The sequence below is a fragment of the Streptomyces fungicidicus genome (genome assembly GCF_003665435.1).
Lineage (GTDB): Bacteria > Actinomycetota > Actinomycetes > Streptomycetales > Streptomycetaceae > Streptomyces > Streptomyces fungicidicus.
In genome coordinates this window covers 938,164-959,648 of record NZ_CP023407.1, presented here as the reverse complement: position 1 = coordinate 959,648, position 21,485 = coordinate 938,164, and the positions used below count along the sequence as shown (strand labels likewise).

The window sequence follows — 21,485 nt, the reverse complement described above, 5'->3', positions numbered from 1 at the left end:
GGTGGGCGCGACGGCACCCCGTAGGCGCCGGGCTGCGCAACACCCCCCGGCCCACACTCCCGCCGGGCAGCTACGTACCGTGCCGGGGCGCGGGGGCTGACCCACCGGTCAAGCCCCTCCGCTCCGCAGTACCCGCCGCACCCCACCGGGCACGAACGACGCCGGCAACTGCGCCGTCGCCACAGCCAGCGCGGTCGCGGCGCTGGCGATGCCCAGAATCGCCCCGGCCGCCACATCCCCCGGATAGTGCACACCGGTGTGCACACGGGAGTACCCCACCGCACAGGCCAACGCCCCCAACGGCACCGACGCCGCGGGCAGCACCGTACCCACCGCCGTGGCGAACGCGACCGCCGACGCCGTGTGCCCCGAGGGGAACGACGCCGACGTCGGCATCGGCACATGCCGGTCCAGGGTCACCCGCGCCGCCTCCCGGTCCGGCCGCGCCCGCCGGACCAGCCGCTTGCCCAGCAGATTGGCCGACGCCGACGCCACCGCGACGGCCCCCACACCGGCGAGCGCCGCCCGCCGCGGCCGGGCCCCGCACAGGGCGAGCGCGCCGGCGATGGCGAAGGAGATCTTGGAGTGGTCGGCCGTGTGGGAGAGCCGGCGCAGGGCGCGGTCCAGGGTCGGCGTCGGCGTGGCGGCGACCGCCGCGTACAGGGCGCCGTCCACGGCCCGGAGGTCGCCGAGCACCGCGGAGGCGACCCTGCGCAACCCGTCGGCGGGCGGTACCGGCGTGGTGAGCGGACGGGTGACGTCCTGGTCGGTGGTGGGCGGCTCGCTCATCTGTCTCTCCCGCGGTGGCGTCGTGGGGTTGCCTGCCCGCCCGTCGGGCGGGAATCACCAGGTGCCCACGGTACTCATGATCCACACGGGAACGTTCAGCCGGCCCGGAAGGTTCGCAGGCGCAGCGAGTTGCCGACCACGAAGACCGAGGAGAACGCCATCGCCGCTCCGGCGATCATCGGGTTGAGCAGTCCGGCCGCGGCGAGCGGCAGGGCGGCGACGTTGTAGGCGAAGGCCCAGAAGAGGTTGGACCGGATCGTGCCGAGGGTGCGGCGGGCGAGCCGGATGGCGTCCGCCGCGGCCCGCAGGTCCCCGCGGACCAGGGTCAGGTCGCCGGCCTCGATCGCGGCGTCCGTGCCGGTGCCCATGGCCAGGCCCAGGTCGGCCTGTGCGAGCGCCGCCGCGTCGTTCACCCCGTCGCCGACCATGGCGACCGAACGGCCCTCCGCCTGCAGCCGCTTGACGACGTCCACCTTGTCCTGCGGCAGCACCTCGGCGATGACCTCCTCGATGCCCACCTCGCGGGCGACGGACCGGGCCACCGCCTCGTTGTCCCCGGTCAGCAGGACCGGGCGCAGACCGAGCGCGCGCAGCCGGCGGATCGCCTCGGGGCTGGTCTCCTTCACCGCGTCGGCGATCTCCAGCACCGCACGCGCCTCACCGTCCCAGGCGGCCAGTACGGCGGTGTGCCCGGCCGCCTCGGCCCGCTCCCTGGCCCGCCTCAGGTCCTCGGGCAGCTCCAGCGCCCACTCCCGGAGCAGTCCCTCCCGGCCGACGAGGACCGCGTGGCCCTCGACGACGCCCTGGACGCCGAGCCCGGGCACGTTCGCGAAGTCCTCCGGGGTGGGCAGCGGGCCCGCCTTCTCCCGCGCGCCGTCGGCGACGGCCCGCGCGATCGGGTGCTCCGAGCTGTGCTCCAGTGCGCCCGCCAGCCGCAGCACCTCGGTCTCGTCGGTGCCGGCGGAGGTGTGCACGGCCAGCAGCGTCATCCGGCCCGTGGTCACCGTGCCCGTCTTGTCGAGGACCACCGTGTCGACCCGGCGGGTGGACTCCAGCACCTCAGGGCCCTTGATCAGGATGCCGAGCTGGGCGCCGCGTCCGGTGCCGACCATCAGGGCTGTGGGCGTGGCGAGCCCGAGGGCGCAGGGGCACGCGATGATCAGGACCGCCACGGCGGCGGTGAACGCGGCCGTGAGGCCCGCCCCGTTGCCGAGCCAGAAACCGAGGGTGCCCAGGGCGAGGGCGATGACGACGGGCACGAACACGGCGGAGATCCTGTCGGCGAGCCGCTGCGCGGCGGCCTTGCCGTTCTGCGCGTCCTCCACGAGCTGTGCCATGCGGGCCAGCTGGGTGTCGCCGCCGACCCGCGTGGCCTCCACGACGAGCCGGCCGCCGACGTTGACCGTGGCGCCGGTGACCGGGTTCCCGGCGGCCACCTCCACCGGCACGGACTCACCGGTGAGCATCGAGGCGTCCACCGCCGAGGAGCCCTCCACGACGGTGCCGTCGGTCGCGATCTTCTCGCCGGGGCGCACCAGGAAGCGGTCGCCGGTGCGCAACTCGGCCACCGGGACCGTCTTCTCCCCGCCGTCGGACGTCAGCACCGTGACGTCCTTCGCGCCCAGCTCCAGCAGCGCCCGCAGGGCCGCGCCGGCCTTCCGCTTGGCGCGTGCCTCGAAGTACCGTCCGGCCAGGATGAAGGCGGTCACGCCGGCCGCCGCCTCCAGGTAGATGTTCCCGGCGCCGTCACCGCGGGCGATGGTCAGCTCGAAGGGGTGGGTCATTCCGGGCGTGCCCGCGGTGCCGAGGAACAGCGCCCACAGCGACCACAGGAACGCGGCCGATGTGCCGACCGAGATCAGCGTGTCCATGGTCGCCGCGCCGTGCCGGGCGTTGGTGAAGGCGGCCCGGTGGAAGGGCCAGGCCGCGTACGTCACGACCGGCGCGGCCAGCGTCAGCGACAGCCACTGCCAGTACTCGAACTGCAGCGCGGGGACCATGGCCATCGCTATGACGGGCACGGCGAGGACCACGGCCGTGATCAGCCGCTGCCTGAGCGGCAGAAGCTCGTCCGGTTCGGGTGTCCCGCCGTCGGCCGGTTCGTCGGGTGGCGCGGGCTGCCGGGCCGTGTACCCGGTGGCCTCGACGGTGGCGATCAGGTCGGGGACGGTGACCTCGCCGCCGTAGCTGACCCTGGCCTTCTCGGTGGCGTAGTTGACGGTGGCGGTGACCCCCTCCATGCGGTTGAGCTTCTTCTCGATCCGCGCTGCGCACGAGGCGCAGGTCATTCCGCCGATGGCGAGCTCCACTTCTGCCTCGGCGCCTGCTGTACGGACGGTCATGGGTGCTCCCGGGAGACGAGTACGGGGCGGGGGTATCCGCCGGCGATCTCCATGTATACCCCCAGAGGGTATAGAGTGCAAATGATTCCATGGCTTGACTTGATACCCCCTGGGGGTATCGTGAGCTGCATGGAACGGCTCGCTGTGAGTCGTCGGGCGCATTTCCGAGGAGAGACGGCCATGAACACCGGACTGAAGATCACCGCGTTCGCCGCCGCCCTGGCCGCCACCTTCGGCACGGCCTACGGGGTCGGCGAGGGCATCGACCCGGTCGTCGCGGACCGGGCGCCGGCGCACGACGAGCGGCACACCCCGGCGTCACCCGGAGCGGGGGAGGGTGACGCGGGGCACGACATGCCTCCGGCGGGCGGGCTCCAGATCTCCGAGGGGGGCTACACCCTCGATCTGCGGACTCCGCGCGTCACCGCCGGAGACCGCACCGAGCTGAGCTTCGCCGTCCGGGACGACCGGGGCCGGCCGGTCACCGAGTACCGCCGCGAACACGACAAGGAACTCCACCTCATCGTGGCCTCCCGCGATCTGCTCACCTACCGCCATCTGCACCCCACCCGCGCCGCCGACGGCACCTGGACCACGCCCGTCGACCTGCCCCGGGCCGGCGGCTACCGGGTCTTCGCCGACTTCACCCCGGCGCGGAAGGGCGCGGAGAACCTCACCCTCGGGGCGGACCTCGCCGCCTCCGGTCCCTACCGGCCGCGGGAGCTGCCCCGCGCCGCCGCCACGGCCCGCGTCGACGGCTACGAGGTCGAACTGACCGGGAACCTGCGTCCCGGACGGGCGAGCGAACTGCGGCTGTCCGTCTCCCGGGACGGTGAACCGGTCACCGACCTCCAGCCCTACCTCGGCGCCTACGGCCACCTCGTCGCCCTGCGCGCCGGAGACCTCGCCTACCTCCACGTCCACCCGGGCGGCGAACCCGGTGACGGCGAGACCGCGTCCGGACCGGCGGTCTCCTTCACGGCCACGGCGCCCAGCGCCGGCAGCTACCGGCTGTTCCTCGACTTCAAGCACGAAGGGGCCGTCCGCACCGCCGCGTTCACCGTGCACGCCGGAGCTCAGGCGCCGTCCGGCGGTGCGCCGGAACACTCCGAAGGGCACGGTCACTGAGCCTCAGCCCAGGGCACGGTCCAGGTTGAACGCGGCGCTGATCAGCCCGAGATGCGTGAACGCCTGGGGGAAGTTGCCCCGTTGCTCGCCGGTGTGGCCGATCTCCTCGGCGTACAGGCCGAGATGGTTGCCGTACGTCAGCATCTTCTCGAAGGCGAGGGCCGCCTCGTCGAGCCGGCCGGCCCTCGTCAGCGCCTCGACGTACCAGAACGAGCAGATGGAGAACGTGCCTTCCTCGCCGTGCAGTCCGTCGGGGCTCACCAGCGGGTCGTAGCGGTACACCAGCGAGTCGGACACCAGGTCCTCGGTGAGCGAGTCGAGCGTGGACAGCCACTTCGGGTCGGTCGGCGCGATGAACTTCGACAGCGGCATCATCAGCAGCGCCGCGTCCAGCGTCTCCCCGTCCTCGTGCTGCACGAACGCCCGGCGCGACTCGGACCAGCCCCGGCTCATGATCCGCCGGTAGACGGCGTCGCGGCTCGACCGCCAGCGGGGCAGATCGGCGGGCAGGCCGCGCCGGTTGGCCATCCGGATGGCCCGCTCGATCGCCACCCAGCACATCAGCCGCGAGTACAGGAAGTTCTTCCGCCCGCCGCGCGTCTCCCAGATGCCCTGGTCGGGCTGGTCCCAGTGCGCGCACACCCAGTCGACCAGCGCCGTCACATGGTCCCACTGCTCGCTGGAGATGGGCTCGGCCCACTTGTCGTAGAGGTAGACGGAGTCGATCAGCGCCCCGTAGATGTCGAGCTGCAGCTGGTCGGCCGCCGCGTTGCCGACGCGGACCGGAGCCGAGCCGTGATGGCCCTCCAGATGCCCGAGCACCCGCTCGGGCAGATCGGTGCGGCCGTCGATGCCGTACATGATCTGCAGGGGACCGGACGTCCTGCCGTCGCCGGGGCTGATGTGCCGGGAGACGAAGCCCATGAACGCCTCGGCCTCCTCCGTGAAGCCCAGCCGCAGCAGCGCGTACACGCAGAACGCCGCGTCGCGCACCCACACGTACCGGTAGTCCCAGTTGCGTTCCCCGCCGAACTGCTCGGGCAGACTGGTCGTCGGCGCCGCCACGATCGCCCCGGTCGGGGCGTAGGTGAGCAGCTTCAGGGTGAGGGCGCTGCGGTGCACCATCTCCCGCCAGCGGCCCCGGTACCGCGAGGAGGACAGCCACCGCCTCCAGTACGCCACCGTCACGCCGAACTGCCGTTCCGCCTCACCGCACTCGCACCCGTCCGGAGGCGTCTGAGGTCCGACCAGGTCCAGGGCGAACACCGCGGTCTCCCCCTCGGACAGCTTGAACTCCGCCCGCACGTCGGCCCCTTCGGCCTCCATCGGGACGGTCGCCGTCAGCGCCAGGGACAGTTCCGCGGAGTCGAAGACCGCGACACCGCCGGTGAGCCGCAGGGTGTGGGGCCGGGAGCCGTAGTCGAAGCGCGGCGCCACCAGCGTCCGGAACGGCAGGGAGCCGCGTACGCACAGCACCCGCCGGATCAGCCGGTGCCGGGCCTCGTCGGCCGGGGTGCCGCCGACCGGCATGAAGTCCTGCACCTCACCGACCCCGTCCTCGGTGAAGAAGCGGGTGATCAGGACGTTGGTGTCGGGGAAGTAGAACTGCTTGGTACGGGCCGGCACGGCCGCCGCGAGCTCGAAGCAGCCGCCCCGCCCGGCGTCCAGGATGGCGCCGAACACGCTCGGGGCGTCGAAGGACGGGCAGCAGTACCAGTCGATGGTGCCGTCGGTGCCCACCAGCGCCACACTGCGCAGATCGCCGATCAGCCCGTGGTCGGCGATCGGCACGTACCCGCGCGCCCCGGACACGTCCCGCTCCTCGGCCGTCCCGTCCATCGCAGCCTCCCTGGCCCGGCACGCCTCACCTCACCTGCCAGCTTAGGTCCGCCCCCGGCCCCGCGCCCGAGCCCACGGGCGGAGCGGCCCCGGACCGTTCGGGAGGACTCAGCGCCTCACGGCCCTCAGCACCACGAACTTCGGGTCCGACGCCACCACTTCGCTGTTCCCGAACAGCCGGCGCAGCGTCACGTGGTACCCCAGGTGCCGGTTGCCGATCACCCACAGCTCGCCGCCGGGGCGCAGGGTGCGGCGGGCGCCGGCGAACATGCGCCGGGCGGTGGCGTCCGTGGTCGCCTGGTGGGAGTGGAACGGCGGATTGTTGAGCACCAGGTCGACGCTGCCGTCCGGCACGCCCGTGAGGCCGTCACCGACCCGGAACTCGGCGTGGCCGGGCACGTCGTTCTCCCGGTACGTGGCCTCCGCGGACGCCACGGCCTGGAAGGACTCGTCCACGAAGAGCACCTCGGCCCGCGGGTCGGCCAGTGCCGTCGCCGTGCCGACGACACCGTTGCCGCAGCCCAGGTCCACCACCCGGCCGCCGCCGGGCGCGGGCAGGTGCCCCAGGAAGAAGCGGGTGCCGATGTCGAGGCGGTCGGCGCAGAAGACGCCGGCATGGTTGACGACGGTCCGGCCGGAGACCGGGCCGATGCCGTCGGGCAGCGTGTAGCGGTACGGCCAGGGGTTCGCGGGGCGCCGCAGCGCGGGGTCCGGGGTGCACAGGATCAGCCGGGCCTTCCGCTCCGCCAGCGAGGTCCTGGTCGGGCCCAGGATCCGCTCGAAGAGGCCCAGCGTCGACGTGTGGATCTCCTTGACCATGCCCGTGCCGACGACGACCGTGCCCTCGTGCACCGCCGGCGCCAGCCGCAGCAGCTGGTCCTCCAGCAGCGCCAGGCTCTTCGGCACACGGACGAGCAGCACGTCGATCCGGCCCGGCGGGGGGTCCTGCGTGGTGAGCAGCCGGACCGTGCCCGGCTCCACGCCGTTGCGGGCGAGGTTCGCGCGGGTCGCCTCCTGGCCGAGCCACGAGTCGGTGATCTGCGTCGGCCGGTACGCGGCCAGGGCCGTCACCAGCGCGCCCCAGCGGTCGCCGACGGCCACGACCGTGCCGGACAGCGGCACCTGCCGGTCGGCGAGATGGCTGAGGAGATACTCGTCGGACGCGTCCCAGGCGCGCAGCCTGTCCCGCGGGTCCTCGGGGAACCGGGCCAGCGCAGGCTCGCCCCACGGTGTCGTCATGCGGTCGTTCATCGTCCGACCAGGCTAGCGGAGCCCCAGCTCAGCACCGGTCGGGCAGGATGGGAGGCATGGAAGGCGAGCTGTTCCCCAGGGCACCCAGGGAGATCGCGCCCGGCGCGGTGCACCTGCCGGACTGGCTGGGCGCCGAGGAGCAGCGGGAACTGCTCCGGGAGTGCCGCGGGTGGGCCCGGCCGCCCGCCGGACTGCGTACCGTGCGCACACCCGGCGGCGGCACCATGACCGCCCGGCAGGTCTGCCTCGGGTGGCACTGGTACCCGTACGGCTACGCCCGCACCGTCGTCGACGGTGACGGCGCCCCGGTGAAGCCGTTCCCCGCCCGGCTCGGCGAGCTGGGCCGCCGCGCGGTCGCCGACGCGCTGGGCGCGCCCGCCGCGCGGGACGCCGCGTACGACATCGCGCTGGTCAACTTCTACGACGCCGACGCCCGCATGGGCATGCACCGCGACAGCGACGAGCAGGCGGACGCGCCGGTGGTGTCGCTGAGCCTCGGCGACACCTGCGTCTTCCGTTTCGGCACCACGCGGGGCCGGACCCGCCCCTGGACGGACGTGGAGCTGCGCAGCGGCGACCTGTTCGTCTTCGGCGGGCCCTCCCGGCTCGCCTACCACGGGGTGCCGCGGGTGCACCCGGGCACCGCGCCGCCGGAGTTGGGACTGACCGGACGGCTGAACGTCACCTTGCGGGTCAGCGGCCTGTAGACCGTGCCGGCCTGCGGATCATGGGAGACTCGCCCTCATGAGCGGGAAGGCGGACCCCCGGCAGGCGGGGGAAGGGACCACCTCGAGGACGCGGCTGGACCGGGGGCGCGGCGCGCTCGGACCCGCGCTGGAGCTCGTGCACACCGGACGCGCGCCGACCCGCGCGGTGCTCACCGCCGAGCTCGGGGTGACCCGCGCGACGGCCGGCGCGGTCGCCGCCGAACTGGAGGCGCTCGGCCTTATCCGGGTGGACGCCCGGCCCGCCGCGGCGGCCGGTTCGCAGGGGCGTCCCTCGCACCGCCTCTCGGTCGCCGAGGACGGCCCCGTGGCGCTCGCCGCGCAGGTCCACGCCGACGGTTTCCGGGCGGCGCTGGTCGGGCTCGGCGGCCGTATCGTCGCCACGGCGCCCGGCTGCGAGGTCGTCGACGCCGATCCGGCGAAGGTGCTCGGCTCCGTCGTCGCGACCGGCGCCGAGCTGCTGCGGGAGACCGGGCGGCGGTGCGTGGGCGCCGGGCTCGCCGTGCCCTCGGCCGTGGCCGAACCGGAGGGGCTGGCTCTCAACCCCCTGCACCTGGCCTGGCCCGCGGGCGCCCCGGTGCGGGAGATCTTCGCCGAGCAGGTGCGCGCGGCCGGACTCGACGGCCCCGCCTTCGCGGCCAACGACGTCAACCTCGCCGCCCTGGCCGAGCACCGGCACGGCGCCGGGCGCGGCTCCCGCGACCTGCTCTGCGTGGCCACCGGCCACCGCGGTGTCGGCGGCGCGCTGGTGCTCGACGGCCGTCTGCACTCGGGCAGTTCGGGTCTCGCCCTGGAGGTCGGCCACCTCGCCGTCAACCCCGAGGGCCGTCCCTGCCACTGCGGCAGCCGCGGCTGCCTGGACGTCGAGGCGGACCCGCTGGCGCTGCTCACCGCGGCGGGCCGCGCGCCCGGCCCCGAGATGTCCCTGCTGAAGCAGGCCGACGACCTGATCAGCGGCCAGTACGACGACCCGGAGGTGCGCGCCGCCACCGAGACCCTCATCGACCGCCTCGGCCTCGGCCTGGCGGGACTGGTGAACATCCTCAACCCGGACCGGATCATCCTCGGCGGTCTGCACCGCACCCTGCTGGAGGCCGACCCGGACCGGCTGCGGGCCGTCGTCGCCGACCGCAGCCTGTGGGGCCGCAGCGGCGGCGTTCCCATCCTCCCCTGCACCCTGGACCACAACAGCCTGGTCGGCGCGGCGGAACTGGCGTGGCAGCCGGTGCTGGACGATCCTCTTGGTGCACTGGTGTAACAGCGAAGCACAGGCGGACGGCCCCGACGGGCGCACGACGTACAGAAAGCCGACTTCATGACAGACAAGCTCACCGTGAGCGTCCTGGGCACCGGCATCATGGGCGCCGCGATGGCCCGCAACCTCCTGCGCGCCGGGCACACCGTCCGTGTCTGGAACCGCACCCGCGCCAAGGCCGACCCGCTCGCCGCCGACGGCGCGTACGTCGCCGGCACCCCCGCCGAGGCGGTCGAGTCCGCCGACGCCGTGCTGACCATGCTGTACGACGGCGCGGCCACCCTGGAGACGATGCGTGAGGCCGCGCCCTCCCTGCGCCGCGGGACCGTCTGGGCGCAGTCCACCACCGCGGGCGTCGAGGGCGTCGCCGAACTCGCCGCGTTCGCGGACGAGCACGGCCTGCTCTTCTACGACGCCCCGGTCCTGGGCACCCGTCAGCCCGCCGAGGCCGGACAGCTCACCGTGCTCGCCGCCGGACCCGCCGAGGGCCGCCCGGCGGTGACTCCGGTGTTCGACGCGGTGGGCGCCCGCACCGTGTGGACCGGGGAGGACGGCGCGACGGGCGCCGCGACCCGGCTGAAGCTGGTCGCCAACAGCTGGGTGATCGCCGCGACCACCGCCGCCGGTGAGGCCCTCGCCCTGGCCAAGGCCCTCGGCGTCGCCCCCGACGGCTTCTTCGACCTCATCGCCGGCGGCCCCCTCGACATGGGGTACCTGCACGCCAAGGCCGGGATGATTCTCGACGGACGGCTGTCCCCGGCCCAGTTCGCCGTGACCACCGCGGCCAAGGACGCCCGGCTGATCGTGCGGGCCGGCACACAGCACGGCATCCGCATGGACGTCGCCGCCGCGAGCGCCGAGCGCTTCGAGCGGGCCGAGGCCCAGGGGCACGGCGACGAGGACATGGCCGCCGCGTACTACGCCAGCTTCGACGACGGGCCCGCCGCCTGAGCACCGGACCGACCAGCACCGCCGAGAACACCGAGGAGTCCGCACATGTCCAAGCCCCCGCTTCCGCCCGAGGCCGACGCACTGCTGCGCCGCCCCAACCCCTGCGTCATGGCCACGCTGCGCTCGGACGGCGCGCCCGTCTCCACCCCCACCTGGTACCTGTGGGAGGACGGCCGCGCACTGGTCAACTTCGACGAGGGCCGGGTCCGTCTGAAGCACGTCCGCCGCGACCCGCGCGTCACCCTCACCGTCCTCGCCGGCGACGACTGGTACACCCACGTCACCCTGATCGGCCGCGTCGTCGACCTGGTCGACGACAAGGACCTGGCCGACATCGACCGGCTCGCCCGGCACTACACCGGGAACACCTATCCCGACCGTGAGCGCGCCCGGGTCAGCGGCTGGATCGAGGTCGAACGCTGGCACGGCTGGGGCGCCATGAAGGACAGCGCCCAGTCCGGCTGACCGCCCGCACCGCGCGTACCCCACGGGGAGTACGCGCGGTGCCGCCGGCCGTACGACGACCGGACCCCCTCGCGGGACGACCCTCGGAGGTGTCGCACAAGGAGCGACGCGGCAGCGCATCCGAGGAGTTGAACGATCATGCAGATCCTGGCGCACTTCGGCGACGGCGGGCCCGGCCCGTGGATCCTGTTCCTCCCCCTGGTCTGGGCCCTGGCCATCGGCGGCGGCATCGCCCTGCTGCGCCGCACCGCGTGGCGCGGACGCCGCGGACCCGCCCGGCCCACGGTGGCGGACGACTCGCCCATCAAGGTGCTCGGCCACCGCTTCGCCTCCGGCGAGATCGACGAGGACGAGTACTGGCGCCGGCTGTCCGTCCTGGACGAGGAGTTCGGCCGGCACGGCGGGAAGGGCGCCCGATGACGCCCCGCCCGGGTGCGCCGGCGCCGTCGCGGTGGACGGCGCCGGCGCCACACCCGTGCGGCACGGCCTCAGCCGGGGACGGCCGACCTGACGGGGACGGGCGCGCCCCGGTGCTCCTCGGCCGTGTGGTCGACGAGCGCGGGCTCGGCGAAGAGCCGCTCGGCGGGCTCGACGGCGGTGAGCCGGGGACGCCGGTCCCAGACGGTGAGGGGGGCCGCCGACGGCGCCGGCAGGGTGAACCAGACCACCTTGCCGGACTGGCCGTCCGGCAGCGCGCCCCAGCTCTCGCTCATCGCGGCCACCATCGCCAGCCCGCGCCCGCAGGTGGCGAGCGGGCCCGCGTCCGCCACGACGGGCAGCCGCGGATCGTGGTCGTGCACCGAGACCTTGAGCCGGTCGAGCACCAGCTCGATCTCCACGGTGCAGGTCTTGTCGGGCTGTGCGTGCCGGTGGACGTTGGACAACAGCTCCGTCACACCGAGCGAGGCCCGGTCTATCAACGGGTCCATATGCCAGTAGCGCAACTGCGCAGATACGATTCTGCGGACCTGGCCGATCCGCGACGGCAGGGCTTGGAGCTCCACCGTGCAGTGCCTGCTTGGGTGACTGATCACGGCTGCGACTCCCCGACGTGAGGTCCGGAAGAACACGGAAGACGGATCCAGCAGGGCGCCTGCGTGACACGGCCGCCCGCTGTCATGGCCGGCGGGCTGGTTCGCAGCGTTATCGCCGGTAAACCCAGAGTGACGTGAGACCAGCGTGACGCAAGAGGCGGAGTGACGCAAGTCACGGGCATCTCAGGCGCCGCGCCCCGACGCCCGGCGTACGGCCTCGATGAAACGGCGGGCGGCCGGCGGGCCGGTCTCACCCGGCGCGGGGTCGTGGTCGCCCAGGGTCAGCAGGTACCGGGTGCCGTTGAGGTCCGCCAACGCCCGGTCCTCGGGCGCGAACCAGGGCCTCGACGCGCGTACGGCCTGCACCGGGGCGCTGTCGATCTCACTGCCGTAGCTGGTGAGCAGCTCCAGCCGGCCGTCGCTGATCCGGACCTGGCCGGCCCGGGTGAGCGAACGCAGCCGCTTGCCGATCCGCACGCCCGTGGCCGTGAAGTCAGGCTCCGCCATGCCGCCCGCCCCCTTGCGCGTGTCGCTGTGCCGGACCGTGCCGTACGGGCCGGCTCCTGCCCCATTCCAGTGTGCCCGCGTACGAAACCCTGCTCACGCCGGTGCAGTCTGCCCGCACCCGCCGCCGAGCACCAGTGCGCGTGCCCCGTTCCCCGGTGCGGGGGGAGCACTCGCGCCAATGCGCCCCCCGGGGCGGCGCATCATCCGCCCCAGGGGTGCCTTTGAGTCGCTCAAAGATGTGTTTATGCAGGTGAGAGGCGGTGCGGCAGGTGTTTATGATCGGGATACCGGCCGCGCGGGACGCCGTCGGCGCTCAGCGTAAGGAGCCCTGCCGTGAGCACTCCCCGACCGGCCCTGACCGGCGCCACCCTCGACGTCGACCACAGTGACGCCGCCTACCGGTCCTGGCTGAAAGAGGCCGTGCGCAGGGTGCAGGCCGACGCCAACCGCTCGGCCGACACCCATCTGCTGCGCTTCCCGCTGCCCGAGCGGTGGGGCATCGACCTCTATCTGAAGGACGAGTCGACCCATCCGACCGGCAGCCTCAAGCACCGGCTGGCCCGTTCCCTTTTCCTGTACGGGCTGTGCAATGGCTGGATCCATCCCGGCCGGCCGGTGATCGAGGCGTCCAGCGGTTCCACCGCCGTGTCCGAGGCGTACTTCGCGAAGCTGATCGGCGTGCCCTTCATCGCCGTCATGCCGCGCACGACGAGCGCCGAGAAGTGCCGACTGATCGAGTTCCACGGCGGCCGGTGCCACTTCGTGGACGACCCCCGCACGATGTACGAGGCGTCCGCCGCCCTCGCGGCGGAGACCGGGGGTCACTACATGGACCAGTTCACCTACGCCGAACGGGCCACGGACTGGCGGGGCAACAACAACATCGCCGAGTCGATCTTCCGCCAGCTGGAGCTGGAGCGGTTCCCGGAACCGGCGTGGATCGTCGCCACGGCCGGCACCGGCGGCACCTCGGCCACCCTCGCGCGCTACGTCCACTACATGCAGTACGACACCCGCATCTGTGTCGCCGACCCGGAGAACTCCTGCTTCTTCCAGGGCTGGACCACCGGCGATCCGGACGTGTCCTGCGACCGGGGCTCCCGGATCGAGGGCATCGGCCGGCCCCGGATGGAGCCGAGCTTCGTGCCCGGCGCGATCGACCGGATGATGAAGGTGCCCGACGCGGCCAGTGTCGCCGCCGTGCGGGCCCTCGAAGGGGTCATCGGCCGCAGGGCGGGCGGCTCCACCGGCACCGGGCTGTGGAGCGCGCTGAAGATCGTCGCGGAGATGGTGGCCGACGGGCGGCGGGGGAGTGTGGTGACGCTGCTGTGCGACCCGGGGGACCGGTACCTCGACAAGTACTACTCGGACGCCTGGCTGGCCGAACAGGGCCTGGACATCGCGCCGTACACGGCCGCCATCGAGTCCCTGCTGCGGACCGGCGTCTGGCCCGGCTGAGGGCGGCGGCGCCGTCCGCGCTGCCCCACCGCGCGCGGACGGCGGGGCTTACGCACAACCTTCCTGACGGAAGCCGGACTTGGCGTCGGACGGGCGCTGACGGGTGACCGGCGCGCCGTCAGATGCCGGCGGCCTCCGAGGGCTCCTCCGGCTCGCCCGCCACCACCAGCCGCCGCAGGTGCTCGGACACCTCCGCGCGTGCCTCCCCGGGCAGCCCTGAGTCCGTCACCAGCGTGTCCACCTGATCCAGCGAGGCGAACGAACTCAGCCCCACGGTGCCCCACTTGGTGTGGTCGGCGACCACCACCACGCGCCGGGCCGACTGCACCAGCCGGCGGTTGGTCTCCGCCTCCGCGAGGTTCGGCGTCGACAGCCCCGCCTCGACCGATATCCCGTGCACGCCGAGGAACAGCAGGTCGAAGTGGAGCGCCGCGATCGCCTGGTCGGCCACCGGGCCCACCAGCGAGTCGGACGGGGTGCGCACCCCGCCGGTCAGCACGACCGTGGCCGCGCCCTGCCGGGATCCCGAGCCGCGCTGCGCCGCGTGGAACACATCGGCCACCCGCACCGAGTTGGTGACCACCGTGAGGTCGGGAACGTCGGTCAGCCGGTGCGCCAGCGCGAACGTCGTCGTACCACCGGAGAGCGCGATCGCCGCGCCGGGGGAGACCAGCTCGGCCGCCGCCCGCGCGATGTCCTCCTTGGCGGTCGGCTCCAGGCCCGACTTGGCCTCGAACCCGGGTTCGTGCGTGCTCGCCTCGACCACCGGGACCGCGCCGCCGTGCACCTTCTCCAGCACGCCCTGCCGGGCCAGCGCGTCGAGATCGCGGCGGACCGTCATGTCCGACACCCCGAGCTTGCGGGTCAGCTCGTTGACCCGGACCCCGCCCCGGCGCCGGACCTCGTCCAGGATCAGGGTGCGCCGCTGCTCCGCGAGGAGGTTCTGATTCTCGCTCACGTACGCTCCGGTCCTTTCACCGCACGGTCGTCCGACACGCCTCGCGCACGCACGGCGACGAGTGGCTTGCCGCCCGTCATCGGTACGCGGACGTCCCATCCTCGCATGCCGGGCCCCGGACGGTCCCACCGGTCGCTCGTCGCGCTCATGACATTGATCTCCGTCGTGCGGCGTGCCCTTCGCACGGATCGGGGAGATTACGTGACGAGAGGTGTGAGCCGTCCCGGCACAGGAGATCCTGTGCCCGCACGGACGGAGCCGACGGGGCGTCACGGGGGAAGTGCGAATCAGTGGACAGCACGCGGGAGAACGGACCGGCCGAGGACGCCGGCGCCCAGGCGGCGGGGACCGCCGGTGAGTCCGGGGCCGCCCTGGAACTGCTCGTCCACGGGGTGGGCGGCACCACCCCCGGGCAGATGCTCGACGACCCGCGCACGGTCCGGGTCACCGGGGACGACATCGCCGCCGTGTTCCGCCGCGCCGACGACGCCGACGCGGAGCGGCGACCCGCCGCACGGCGCGACGGACCCGTCCCCGAGGCCTACGTCTGGTGCAACCTCACCTCCGGGAACGGCACCCGCGCCCTGTGGCTGCTGCTGCTCCCCTTCATGGTGGTCAACCTCGCCCACTGGATGCGCCCCACCGCCCACGGCCGCCGGCGCGCGGTCCGGCTCTACGGGCTGCTGGTGCGGCTGGCCGCGCTCAGCCTGACGGTGCTGCTGGTCGCGGCCGCCTGCGAGGTCGCCCTCGACCTGGCCGCCTGGCAGTGCGCGGGCACGCGGGCGTGCGCGGACCGGCACTCCTGGCTCGGCTTCCTCTCACCGGAGAACTCCGACGGCGGCTGGTGGAGCGCCCCCGGCCGCCGGCTCGCGCTCGCCGCCCTGGTGCCGGCCGCCCTCACCGGCCTGCTCTGGTTCCTGTCCCTGCGCACCTGGCGGGCGTACGAGTCCCAGCAGCCGATGGACCACGACTCCGGGCCCGAGGACGACGGCGGCCGCACCGCACTGGGCCGGCCCGGCTTCTGGTACAGCCGTCGCCTGGGCGCCCGGCTGCGCGCCGCGCACACCGCGGCCGGACTGCTCACCGTCGCCGCCGCCGTCGGCTCCGCCGCCGCCCGGTACGACCGTGAGCCGGGCGGCCCGGCCGCCCTGGCCGCCCTCGGCGTCGTCGTGGAGGCGGCGCTGGCCGCCGGGGTGGGCGCCGTGGTGTGGGTGGTCTGCCGCCGGGGCCGCGCCGAACGCCGGCTGGACGCCGCACTCGACCGGCGCCTGGTCCGCCGCCTGCCGCTCGCCGCCGTCGTCCTGCTCGGCCTCACCCTGCTCTACGCCGGCTGGGAGCGCCCCGGCTGGCAGTCGTCGGGCCGGCTGCCGGGCGACGCCACCTTCGGCGCCCTCGCCCTCGCGCAGGGCCTGCTGGTGATCGTCCTCGCCGGGGTCGCCCACCGCCTGCACCTCACCGACCCCGACCGGCGCGCCGCCATGCGGGGCCTGGCGGGACCGGCCGTCGCCATGCTCGCCTGCGCGCTGGGCGGCGTGATGTCCGGCGGTGTCTCCCAGCGGGTGTCCGACTGGCTGGACGGCACCGGGACCTCCGTCCCGGGGCCGCCGGTGCTGCTCACCTGGCAGGCGTCCGTGATCCCGCCGCTGCTCGTCCTGGTGCTGGTGATGTGCGGCTGGCTCGCCCGCCGAGCCTGGCGGATAGCGCGCGCGGAACGCGCCGCCGTGGAGCGGGAGTACCCCGGCGAGACCGGAGACCCCGGCCGCACCCGCCGTATCGCCTCCGTACGCGCCATGGCCGCGCTCACCGACCGCGGACCGCGCGTCCTCGCTGTCACCTCCGCCGCGACACTGCTGCTGGGCGCCGGAGCCCTCGTCGGCGCCCTGACCACCGACAAGACCCCCGGCGACGCCGCGCAGGGCTCGTGGGCCGTCGTCCACGGAGCCGCCGAGACCGCGCAGGCGCTGGGCTCCTGGATGATCGGACTGGGCTTCATACTCTTCGTCACCTGGGGCCGCCGCGCCTACAAGGACGCCTCCGCGCGGCGCACCATAGGCATCCTGTGGGACGTCGGCACCTTCTGGCCGCGCGCCGCCCACCCCTTCGCCCCGCCCTGCTACGCCGAGCGCGCGGTGCCCGACCTCACCTGGCGGATCGCCACCTGGACCCGGGCCACCGGCGGACGGCTGGTCCTCTCCGGCCACTCCCAGGGCAGCGTCCTCGCCGCCGCCGCGGCCTGGCAGCTCACCCCCGCCACCCGCCGGCGCGTGGCCCTGCTGACCTACGGCTCCCCGCTGGAACGGCTGTACGGCCGCTGGTTCCCGGCCCACTTCGGACCGGACGCGCTCGGCTCGCTGCACCGGGAGGTCGCCTGCTGGCGCAACCTCTACCGGAGCACCGACCCCATCGGCGGCCCCATGCGGCTGCCCGGCGACTGCGGCCCCGACGTGGACCGCCCCCCGCTCAAGGACCCGCTCGCCTACGGCCGTACCGACGCCCATCCGCTGCCCGCGCCGATCCTCGGCCACTCCGACTACCAGGCCGACCCGGCGTTCGCCGAGGAACGCCGCCGGCTGCTCGCCCGGCTGCGCCCGGAGGTGCCGGCTCCCCGGCACACCGGGGAACCCGGCGGCGGCGCCCCGGAGTGAGGCGCCCCGCTCAGGGCAGCGCGGGGAGGTCCTCCGGGTACAGGAGCGTCAGGTCGTCGGTGGTCGGCTCGTCGAGCTGGGCGACGCGGCTCGCGTGCCGCTCGACCATCGCCTCGAAGGTCTGCCGCGCGGTGCGCCCGTTGCCGAACGCGGGCCCCTTCGGGATGTCGGTGAAGTACGCCAGTACGGCGTCGCCGGTGCCCGGCGCCAGCTGGTACTCGTGCTCCTCGGCCTGCTGCCGCACGATCCGCAGCAGCTCCTCGGGGCCGTAGTCGCCGAAGGTGATGGTCCGCGAGAAGCGGGACGCCACACCCGGGTTGACCGACAGGAACCGCTCCATCTCGGCCGTGTAGCCGGCCACGATCACCACCACCGCGTCCCGCTGGTCCTCCATCAGCTTCACCAGGGTGTCGATGGCCTCCTTGCCGAAGTCCCGCCCGGCGTCCTCGGGGGACAGCGCGTACGCCTCGTCGATGAACAGCACACCGCCGCGCGCCTTCTCGAACGCCTCCTGGGTGCGGATGGCGGTGGAGCCGATGTGCTCGCCGACCAGGTCGACCCGGGACACCTCGACCAGGTGCCCCTGTTCGAGCACCCCGAGCGAGGCGAGGATCTCGCCGTACAGACGGGCGACGGTGGTCTTGCCGGTGCCGGGGGAGCCCGTGAACACCAGATGCCGCTTGACCGACGCCGCCTTCAGGCCCGCGCGTTGCCGGCGCCGGCCCACCTCGATCATGTCGGTGAGGGCACGCACCTCGCGCTTGACGCTCTCCAGGCCCACCAGTGCGTCGAGTTCGCCGAGCACTGCCTGCGAGGTGCGGGTCTCCGGCCCGGGGCCGGCGGGGACCGGCGGCGCGGGAGCGGCCGGCTCGGCCGTCCGGGCGGCGGGGACCGTGCCCAGCAGACCGGTGGTGCCGGTCGCGGTCTGCACCGCAGGCTCCGGGGACGCCGGCGGCCTCAGGCTGCCGCTCTCGTCGCTCGTGCAGTCCTCCACGACCGGGCCGCCCGAACCGCCCGCCGCGTCCGCCCCGCCCTCCGCGAACTCGTAACCACCGCGCGCACAGCGCTCGGTACGGCACTTGCGCAGGGTCGTACGGCTGCCGTCGATCACATGGAAGCCGTAGCCGCCGCTGCCCGTGACCCGGCAGTTCTCGAAGGTGCCGCGGCCACCGGCCGAGACGTAGACGCCGGCCTCGGCCGGGGAGTCGACCGTGCAGCGCTCGACGGTGGGGTCGGCGCCCTTGGTGACGATCACACCGGTCTGCACGCCCTCCACAGAGCAGCTGTTGAGGGTGCCGCCGCTGCCGTGGTCGCGGAACCAGGCGCCCGTCGCCGCCTCCCGGATCCGGCAGTCGTCGAGCTGTGCGGTGGCGCCGTCGCTCACCGACACGGCCGTGTTGCGCACCTGCGTGAGATCGCTGTCGACGACGTCCGCGCGGGAGCCGCGGTCGAGGACGAACAGGGCGTCCGGCACGTCGTGCACCCGGCAGGAGTCCAGCACGGCGGTGGCGCCGTCGCTCACCCACACCGCCGGGTAGTCGCCGGTGCTGTCGAAGATCTCGCACTGGTTGGCGTCCACCCGCGTGCCCGGGTCCCACACCGACAGACCGTTGCGGCCGAACTTCCGCACGCTGGTGCGGGTCAGCGTGAGCACCGAACGGGACCGCAGGTCGACCGCGTTCTCCGGGATGTCGTGGATCCGGCAGTCGGCGAGCGTCAGCACCGCGTCGGTGTCGAGCGTGACGCCGTCGCCGGTCGTGCGGTGCACGTCGCAGTCGGTGAGGTGGGCGGTGGCGCGCTGGGTCACCTGGACCCCGCTGCCCCGCACCTCGTAGACCTCGCAGCCCACGGCCTCCAGCGCCGAGTTCTCCCCGGTCGCGGTCAGCCCCGAGCCCGACGCGTGGTGCACCCGGCAGCGCTCCAGCCGGGGGTGGGCGCCCCCGCGCACCGCGACGCCGGCCTGCCCCGCCGCGACCACCTCGCAGTCCTCGAACACCCCGCCCCCGCCGTCCAGTACGGCGATGCCGACGCCCGCGGGATTGTCGACCGTGCAGCTGTGGACCGAGGGACGGGCGCCGCCGCGCACCTCGATGCCGGCCGCGGACCGGGTGACCACGCGTATGTCGCGCAGCTCCGGGGTGCCCTCCTCGACCAGCACGGCCGGGGCGGTGGCGTCCTGGCCCTCCACGTGCAGGTCCTGCACCACCGCCGAGGCGCGCACGGTCAGCGGGACGCCGTCCAGGGGCGCGATGCGCACCGATCCGGGCGAGCCCTCGGGGCCGCGCAGCGTCACCGCCCGCTGCACCACGAGGTTCTCCCGGTAGGTCCCGGGAGCGACGGTGAGGACGTCGCCCTCGGCCGCGGCCTCCAGGGCGGCGGCGAGCGAAGTGTACTCACCCGTGCGGCGCCGCCACCGCGATGTGCCGGTGTGCGTCACCTGGACCGTGCCCTGTGCCATGGCGTAGCTGTGCCCCCACCTTGTCGTACGTGGCTCGTCGCGCGTGTGCTGCCGCCGATCGGTTCGGCCGGACCACCGTAGCGTGCGTACGGGCACCGGGTTGACCAGAGCCGCAACGTCGGTCAGTTGCCGGTGCCGGTCCTGCCCCAGTCCGGACCCGCCTTGTCCCATGCCCGGTCCCAACGGGCGTACCGGCGCAGGACCATGCGCCAGACGGTCAGCCGTCTCAGGCCCTCGACGAGCGCGGCGGCGGCCAGGGTGGTGCCGACGCCGGCGAGCACTGCGTGCGTCGTGGCCGTCGCGGTGTCCAGGGGCCGGGCCACGATGCGTCCGTGTCCGTCGGTCCATATCCGGAATTCGTCGCCCGGCCGGGGGTCCGGCAGACGGGCCGGCACCGGGCCGCTCCGCTCCGTGCCGTCCGGCGCCGTCCAGCGGGCGAGGACGCGGTGGCGCAGGTCCCCGCCGGTGGAGATCTCCGGGTCCGCGTCCATCGGTAACGCCTCGAGTCTGCGCACCACCGTGGCCGTCACCAGGTGCCGGGAATGGTGCTGCGCGCGGACGGAGCGCTGCAGGGCGTCCTGGGCGGCGCCCCCGGCGAGCACGCCGGCCGCGGGCGCCGCAACGAGGACGAGCAGCAGCGCCACGAACGCCACCCAGGCCTCGGCCAGGTCGGTCCCGCGGCACAGCGGGTTGTGCCGCCAGCGCCAGAGTCCGCTGATCGCCCGCACGGCCCGCACCCCCTTCCCCGCGCCGGTCCTCTCATGAACCGCTCATGAAAGGCCAACGCGCGAAGCGGGGGGCCGGTTCCCGCAGTTGCGACGGTGTGCGCGTGCGGACCTCCACGGTGCCGCCGGCGTCCGCGTCCCCCGGTGTCCGCGTCCCCCGGCGCGGACGGCAGGACGCCGCCGGTCGACCGACCGGCGGCGTCCGGTGCGAGGCGCGGCGGAGGCCGGCGCACTGCGAGGCGAAACTCCGTGCCCTGCCTCCCGGGCAGGAATCCGATCCCCTCCCCGGGGCAGCCGGAGGCGGCCTCCGGCCTCCGGCGAATCGGTCGCGGACGAGCACGCCCGTCGGACCGTCGTGCCGTGCGGCCCCGACGGTCCGGGCGGGCTCAGTAGCCGCGGTACTGCTGGCTGTTGTACGGGTCCTGGTACGGCACGGGCGCCGGACGGGGAGCCGCGGGGCGCATCGCCTCGTAGCCGGCGGGCGGAGCCGGACGCGGCGGCTGCGGCTGGGGGCCGGGGTAGCCGCGCGGCACGGTCGCCTGCTGCGGGATGTACGCCGTGGGCGCCTGATGGAGCGGGGCGGGCTGCGGGGCCTGGGGGTAGCCGTAGGACGGCTGGGACGGCGCCGCCGGAAGAGCGGGCAACGCCGAGGGGAGCGCGGGCAGATGACTGGCCGGCGCCTCGTACGCGGCGGGGACCCGGATCGGTGCGATCTGCGGGGTACCCCGCTCGGCGACGAGGGAGTCGTAGATCGGGGTGTCCGGGAAGGCAGCGGAATAGTAGCCGCCGCCATAAGTGGAGCGGGGGGAGGTCATGGCACATAAGTTAAGCCCACGATGTGCTGGTTGGGGAGACCGATAAGAGGGTTGTTTTCCGTGCCCGCCGTGACCTGGGATCCCCAATACGAGCGAACTTGGGGAAAAGGGGCACATCGGCGAGCGTATTTCGTGTAAAG

At 74.0% G+C, this 21,485-nt stretch carries 18 protein-coding genes; 8 read left to right on the top strand and 10 right to left on the bottom strand.

From position 1 onward, the window contains the following. Positions 1-108: 108 nt before the first annotated feature. Positions 109-789, bottom strand: a complete 681-nt coding sequence (locus CNQ36_RS04160) for a phosphatase PAP2 family protein (protein ID WP_121544971.1) — start codon at positions 787-789, stop codon at positions 109-111. A 95-nt stretch (positions 790-884) separates the two neighbouring features. Continuing rightward, positions 885-3,131, bottom strand: a complete 2,247-nt coding sequence (locus CNQ36_RS04155) for a heavy metal translocating P-type ATPase (RefSeq protein WP_121544970.1) — start codon at positions 3,129-3,131, stop codon at positions 885-887. A gap of 180 nt (positions 3,132-3,311) precedes the next feature. Here CNQ36_RS04155 and CNQ36_RS04150 point away from each other — a divergent pair, with 180 nt between their 5' ends. Beyond that, a complete protein-coding gene (locus CNQ36_RS04150; RefSeq protein ID WP_121544969.1) occupies positions 3,312-4,259 on the top strand; it encodes a hypothetical protein in 948 nt (315 codons plus the stop codon). Between the two features lie 3 nt (positions 4,260-4,262). On the opposite strand, the gene CNQ36_RS04145 is transcribed toward CNQ36_RS04150, so the two are convergent. Then, positions 4,263-6,098 carry a glycoside hydrolase family 15 protein gene (locus CNQ36_RS04145; RefSeq protein ID WP_121544968.1) on the bottom strand — a complete coding sequence of 612 codons (1,836 nt, stop codon included), beginning with the start codon at positions 6,096-6,098 and terminating at the stop codon, positions 4,263-4,265. Between the two features lie 108 nt (positions 6,099-6,206). Beyond that, positions 6,207-7,337 (bottom strand): methyltransferase, encoded by a 1,131-nt coding sequence (locus tag CNQ36_RS04140; RefSeq protein ID WP_121544967.1) that lies wholly within the window; start codon positions 7,335-7,337, stop codon positions 6,207-6,209. A 68-nt stretch (positions 7,338-7,405) separates the two neighbouring features. On the opposite strand from CNQ36_RS04140, the gene CNQ36_RS04135 reads away from it, so the two are divergent. The 5 genes from CNQ36_RS04135 to CNQ36_RS04115 all read left to right on the top strand — a co-directional run bounded on the left by CNQ36_RS04135 (position 7,406) and on the right by CNQ36_RS04115 (position 11,165). Then, positions 7,406-8,056 (top strand): alpha-ketoglutarate-dependent dioxygenase AlkB, encoded by a 651-nt coding sequence (locus tag CNQ36_RS04135; RefSeq protein WP_040907837.1) that lies wholly within the window; start codon positions 7,406-7,408, stop codon positions 8,054-8,056. Positions 8,057-8,093: 37 nt separating this feature from the next. Then, positions 8,094-9,332: an ROK family protein gene (locus tag CNQ36_RS04130; RefSeq protein ID WP_004934838.1), complete on the top strand. Its 1,239-nt coding sequence runs from the start codon at positions 8,094-8,096 to the stop codon at positions 9,330-9,332. A 57-nt stretch (positions 9,333-9,389) separates the two neighbouring features. Next, the gene (locus CNQ36_RS04125; protein WP_121544966.1) at positions 9,390-10,280 is read left to right on the top strand and encodes an NAD(P)-dependent oxidoreductase; all 891 of its coding nucleotides are present in this window, start codon (positions 9,390-9,392) and stop codon (positions 10,278-10,280) included. A gap of 45 nt (positions 10,281-10,325) precedes the next feature. Then, positions 10,326-10,745 (top strand): PPOX class F420-dependent oxidoreductase, encoded by a 420-nt coding sequence (locus CNQ36_RS04120; protein ID WP_004934843.1) that lies wholly within the window; start codon positions 10,326-10,328, stop codon positions 10,743-10,745. A gap of 138 nt (positions 10,746-10,883) precedes the next feature. Continuing rightward, positions 10,884-11,165 carry an SHOCT domain-containing protein gene (locus CNQ36_RS04115; protein ID WP_004934845.1) on the top strand — a complete coding sequence of 94 codons (282 nt, stop codon included), beginning with the start codon at positions 10,884-10,886 and terminating at the stop codon, positions 11,163-11,165. Positions 11,166-11,233: 68 nt separating this feature from the next. Here CNQ36_RS04115 and CNQ36_RS04110 read toward each other — a convergent pair whose 3' ends face one another. Together CNQ36_RS04110 and CNQ36_RS04105 are read right to left on the bottom strand one after the other, a co-directional pair. Then, the gene (locus CNQ36_RS04110; protein WP_176116416.1) at positions 11,234-11,779 is read right to left on the bottom strand and encodes an ATP-binding protein; all 546 of its coding nucleotides are present in this window, start codon (positions 11,777-11,779) and stop codon (positions 11,234-11,236) included. A 183-nt stretch (positions 11,780-11,962) separates the two neighbouring features. Further along, positions 11,963-12,286: a hypothetical protein gene (locus CNQ36_RS04105; RefSeq protein ID WP_004934851.1), complete on the bottom strand. Its 324-nt coding sequence runs from the start codon at positions 12,284-12,286 to the stop codon at positions 11,963-11,965. 333 nt (positions 12,287-12,619) lie between these two features. Between CNQ36_RS04105 and cds1 the strand changes: the two genes are divergently transcribed. Further along, entirely contained in the window at positions 12,620-13,744 is a 1,125-nt protein-coding gene (cds1, locus tag CNQ36_RS04100) for an L-cysteine desulfhydrase Cds1 (protein WP_121544964.1), read from the top strand. A gap of 118 nt (positions 13,745-13,862) precedes the next feature. Here the strand turns inward: cds1 and CNQ36_RS04095 are convergent, their stop codons facing one another. Next, positions 13,863-14,702, bottom strand: a complete 840-nt coding sequence (locus tag CNQ36_RS04095) for a DeoR/GlpR family DNA-binding transcription regulator (protein ID WP_004934856.1) — start codon at positions 14,700-14,702, stop codon at positions 13,863-13,865. A gap of 416 nt (positions 14,703-15,118) precedes the next feature. On the opposite strand from CNQ36_RS04095, the gene CNQ36_RS04090 reads away from it, so the two are divergent. Then, positions 15,119-17,347, top strand: coding sequence for a hypothetical protein (locus tag CNQ36_RS04090; RefSeq protein WP_228313123.1), 2,229 nt, complete (start codon positions 15,119-15,121; stop codon positions 17,345-17,347). 10 nt (positions 17,348-17,357) lie between these two features. Here CNQ36_RS04090 and CNQ36_RS04085 read toward each other — a convergent pair whose 3' ends face one another. The 3 genes from CNQ36_RS04085 to CNQ36_RS04075 form a co-directional block, all read right to left on the bottom strand. Beyond that, a complete protein-coding gene (locus CNQ36_RS04085) occupies positions 17,358-19,805 on the bottom strand; it encodes a right-handed parallel beta-helix repeat-containing protein (RefSeq protein ID WP_163013195.1) in 2,448 nt (815 codons plus the stop codon). Between the two features lie 122 nt (positions 19,806-19,927). After that, entirely contained in the window at positions 19,928-20,533 is a 606-nt protein-coding gene (locus CNQ36_RS04080) for an Rv1733c family protein (RefSeq protein ID WP_121548363.1), read from the bottom strand. Between the two features lie 383 nt (positions 20,534-20,916). Continuing rightward, positions 20,917-21,345 carry a DUF6643 family protein gene (locus tag CNQ36_RS04075; RefSeq protein ID WP_004934867.1) on the bottom strand — a complete coding sequence of 143 codons (429 nt, stop codon included), beginning with the start codon at positions 21,343-21,345 and terminating at the stop codon, positions 20,917-20,919. Between the last annotated feature and the right edge of the window lie 140 nt (positions 21,346-21,485).

What these genes read in the sequence shown, in the direction of transcription:
- CNQ36_RS04160 (WP_121544971.1), bottom strand. Translation starts at nt 789, where the DNA reads ATGAGCGAGCCGCCCACCACCGACCAGGACGTCACCCGTCCGCTCACC.
- CNQ36_RS04155 (WP_121544970.1), bottom strand. Translation starts at nt 3,131, where the DNA reads ATGACCGTCCGTACAGCAGGCGCCGAGGCAGAAGTGGAGCTCGCCATC.
- CNQ36_RS04150 (WP_121544969.1), top strand. Translation starts at nt 3,312, where the DNA reads ATGAACACCGGACTGAAGATCACCGCGTTCGCCGCCGCCCTGGCCGCC.
- CNQ36_RS04145 (WP_121544968.1), bottom strand. Translation starts at nt 6,098, where the DNA reads ATGGACGGGACGGCCGAGGAGCGGGACGTGTCCGGGGCGCGCGGGTAC.
- CNQ36_RS04140 (WP_121544967.1), bottom strand. Translation starts at nt 7,337, where the DNA reads ATGACGACACCGTGGGGCGAGCCTGCGCTGGCCCGGTTCCCCGAGGAC.
- CNQ36_RS04135 (WP_040907837.1), top strand. Translation starts at nt 7,406, where the DNA reads ATGGAAGGCGAGCTGTTCCCCAGGGCACCCAGGGAGATCGCGCCCGGC.
- CNQ36_RS04130 (WP_004934838.1), top strand. Translation starts at nt 8,094, where the DNA reads ATGAGCGGGAAGGCGGACCCCCGGCAGGCGGGGGAAGGGACCACCTCG.
- CNQ36_RS04125 (WP_121544966.1), top strand. Translation starts at nt 9,390, where the DNA reads ATGACAGACAAGCTCACCGTGAGCGTCCTGGGCACCGGCATCATGGGC.
- CNQ36_RS04120 (WP_004934843.1), top strand. Translation starts at nt 10,326, where the DNA reads ATGTCCAAGCCCCCGCTTCCGCCCGAGGCCGACGCACTGCTGCGCCGC.
- CNQ36_RS04115 (WP_004934845.1), top strand. Translation starts at nt 10,884, where the DNA reads ATGCAGATCCTGGCGCACTTCGGCGACGGCGGGCCCGGCCCGTGGATC.
- CNQ36_RS04105 (WP_004934851.1), bottom strand. Translation starts at nt 12,286, where the DNA reads ATGGCGGAGCCTGACTTCACGGCCACGGGCGTGCGGATCGGCAAGCGG.
- CNQ36_RS04090 (WP_228313123.1), top strand. Translation starts at nt 15,119, where the DNA reads ATGCTCGACGACCCGCGCACGGTCCGGGTCACCGGGGACGACATCGCC.
- CNQ36_RS04085 (WP_163013195.1), bottom strand. Translation starts at nt 19,805, where the DNA reads ATGGCACAGGGCACGGTCCAGGTGACGCACACCGGCACATCGCGGTGG.
- CNQ36_RS04075 (WP_004934867.1), bottom strand. Translation starts at nt 21,345, where the DNA reads ATGACCTCCCCCCGCTCCACTTATGGCGGCGGCTACTATTCCGCTGCC.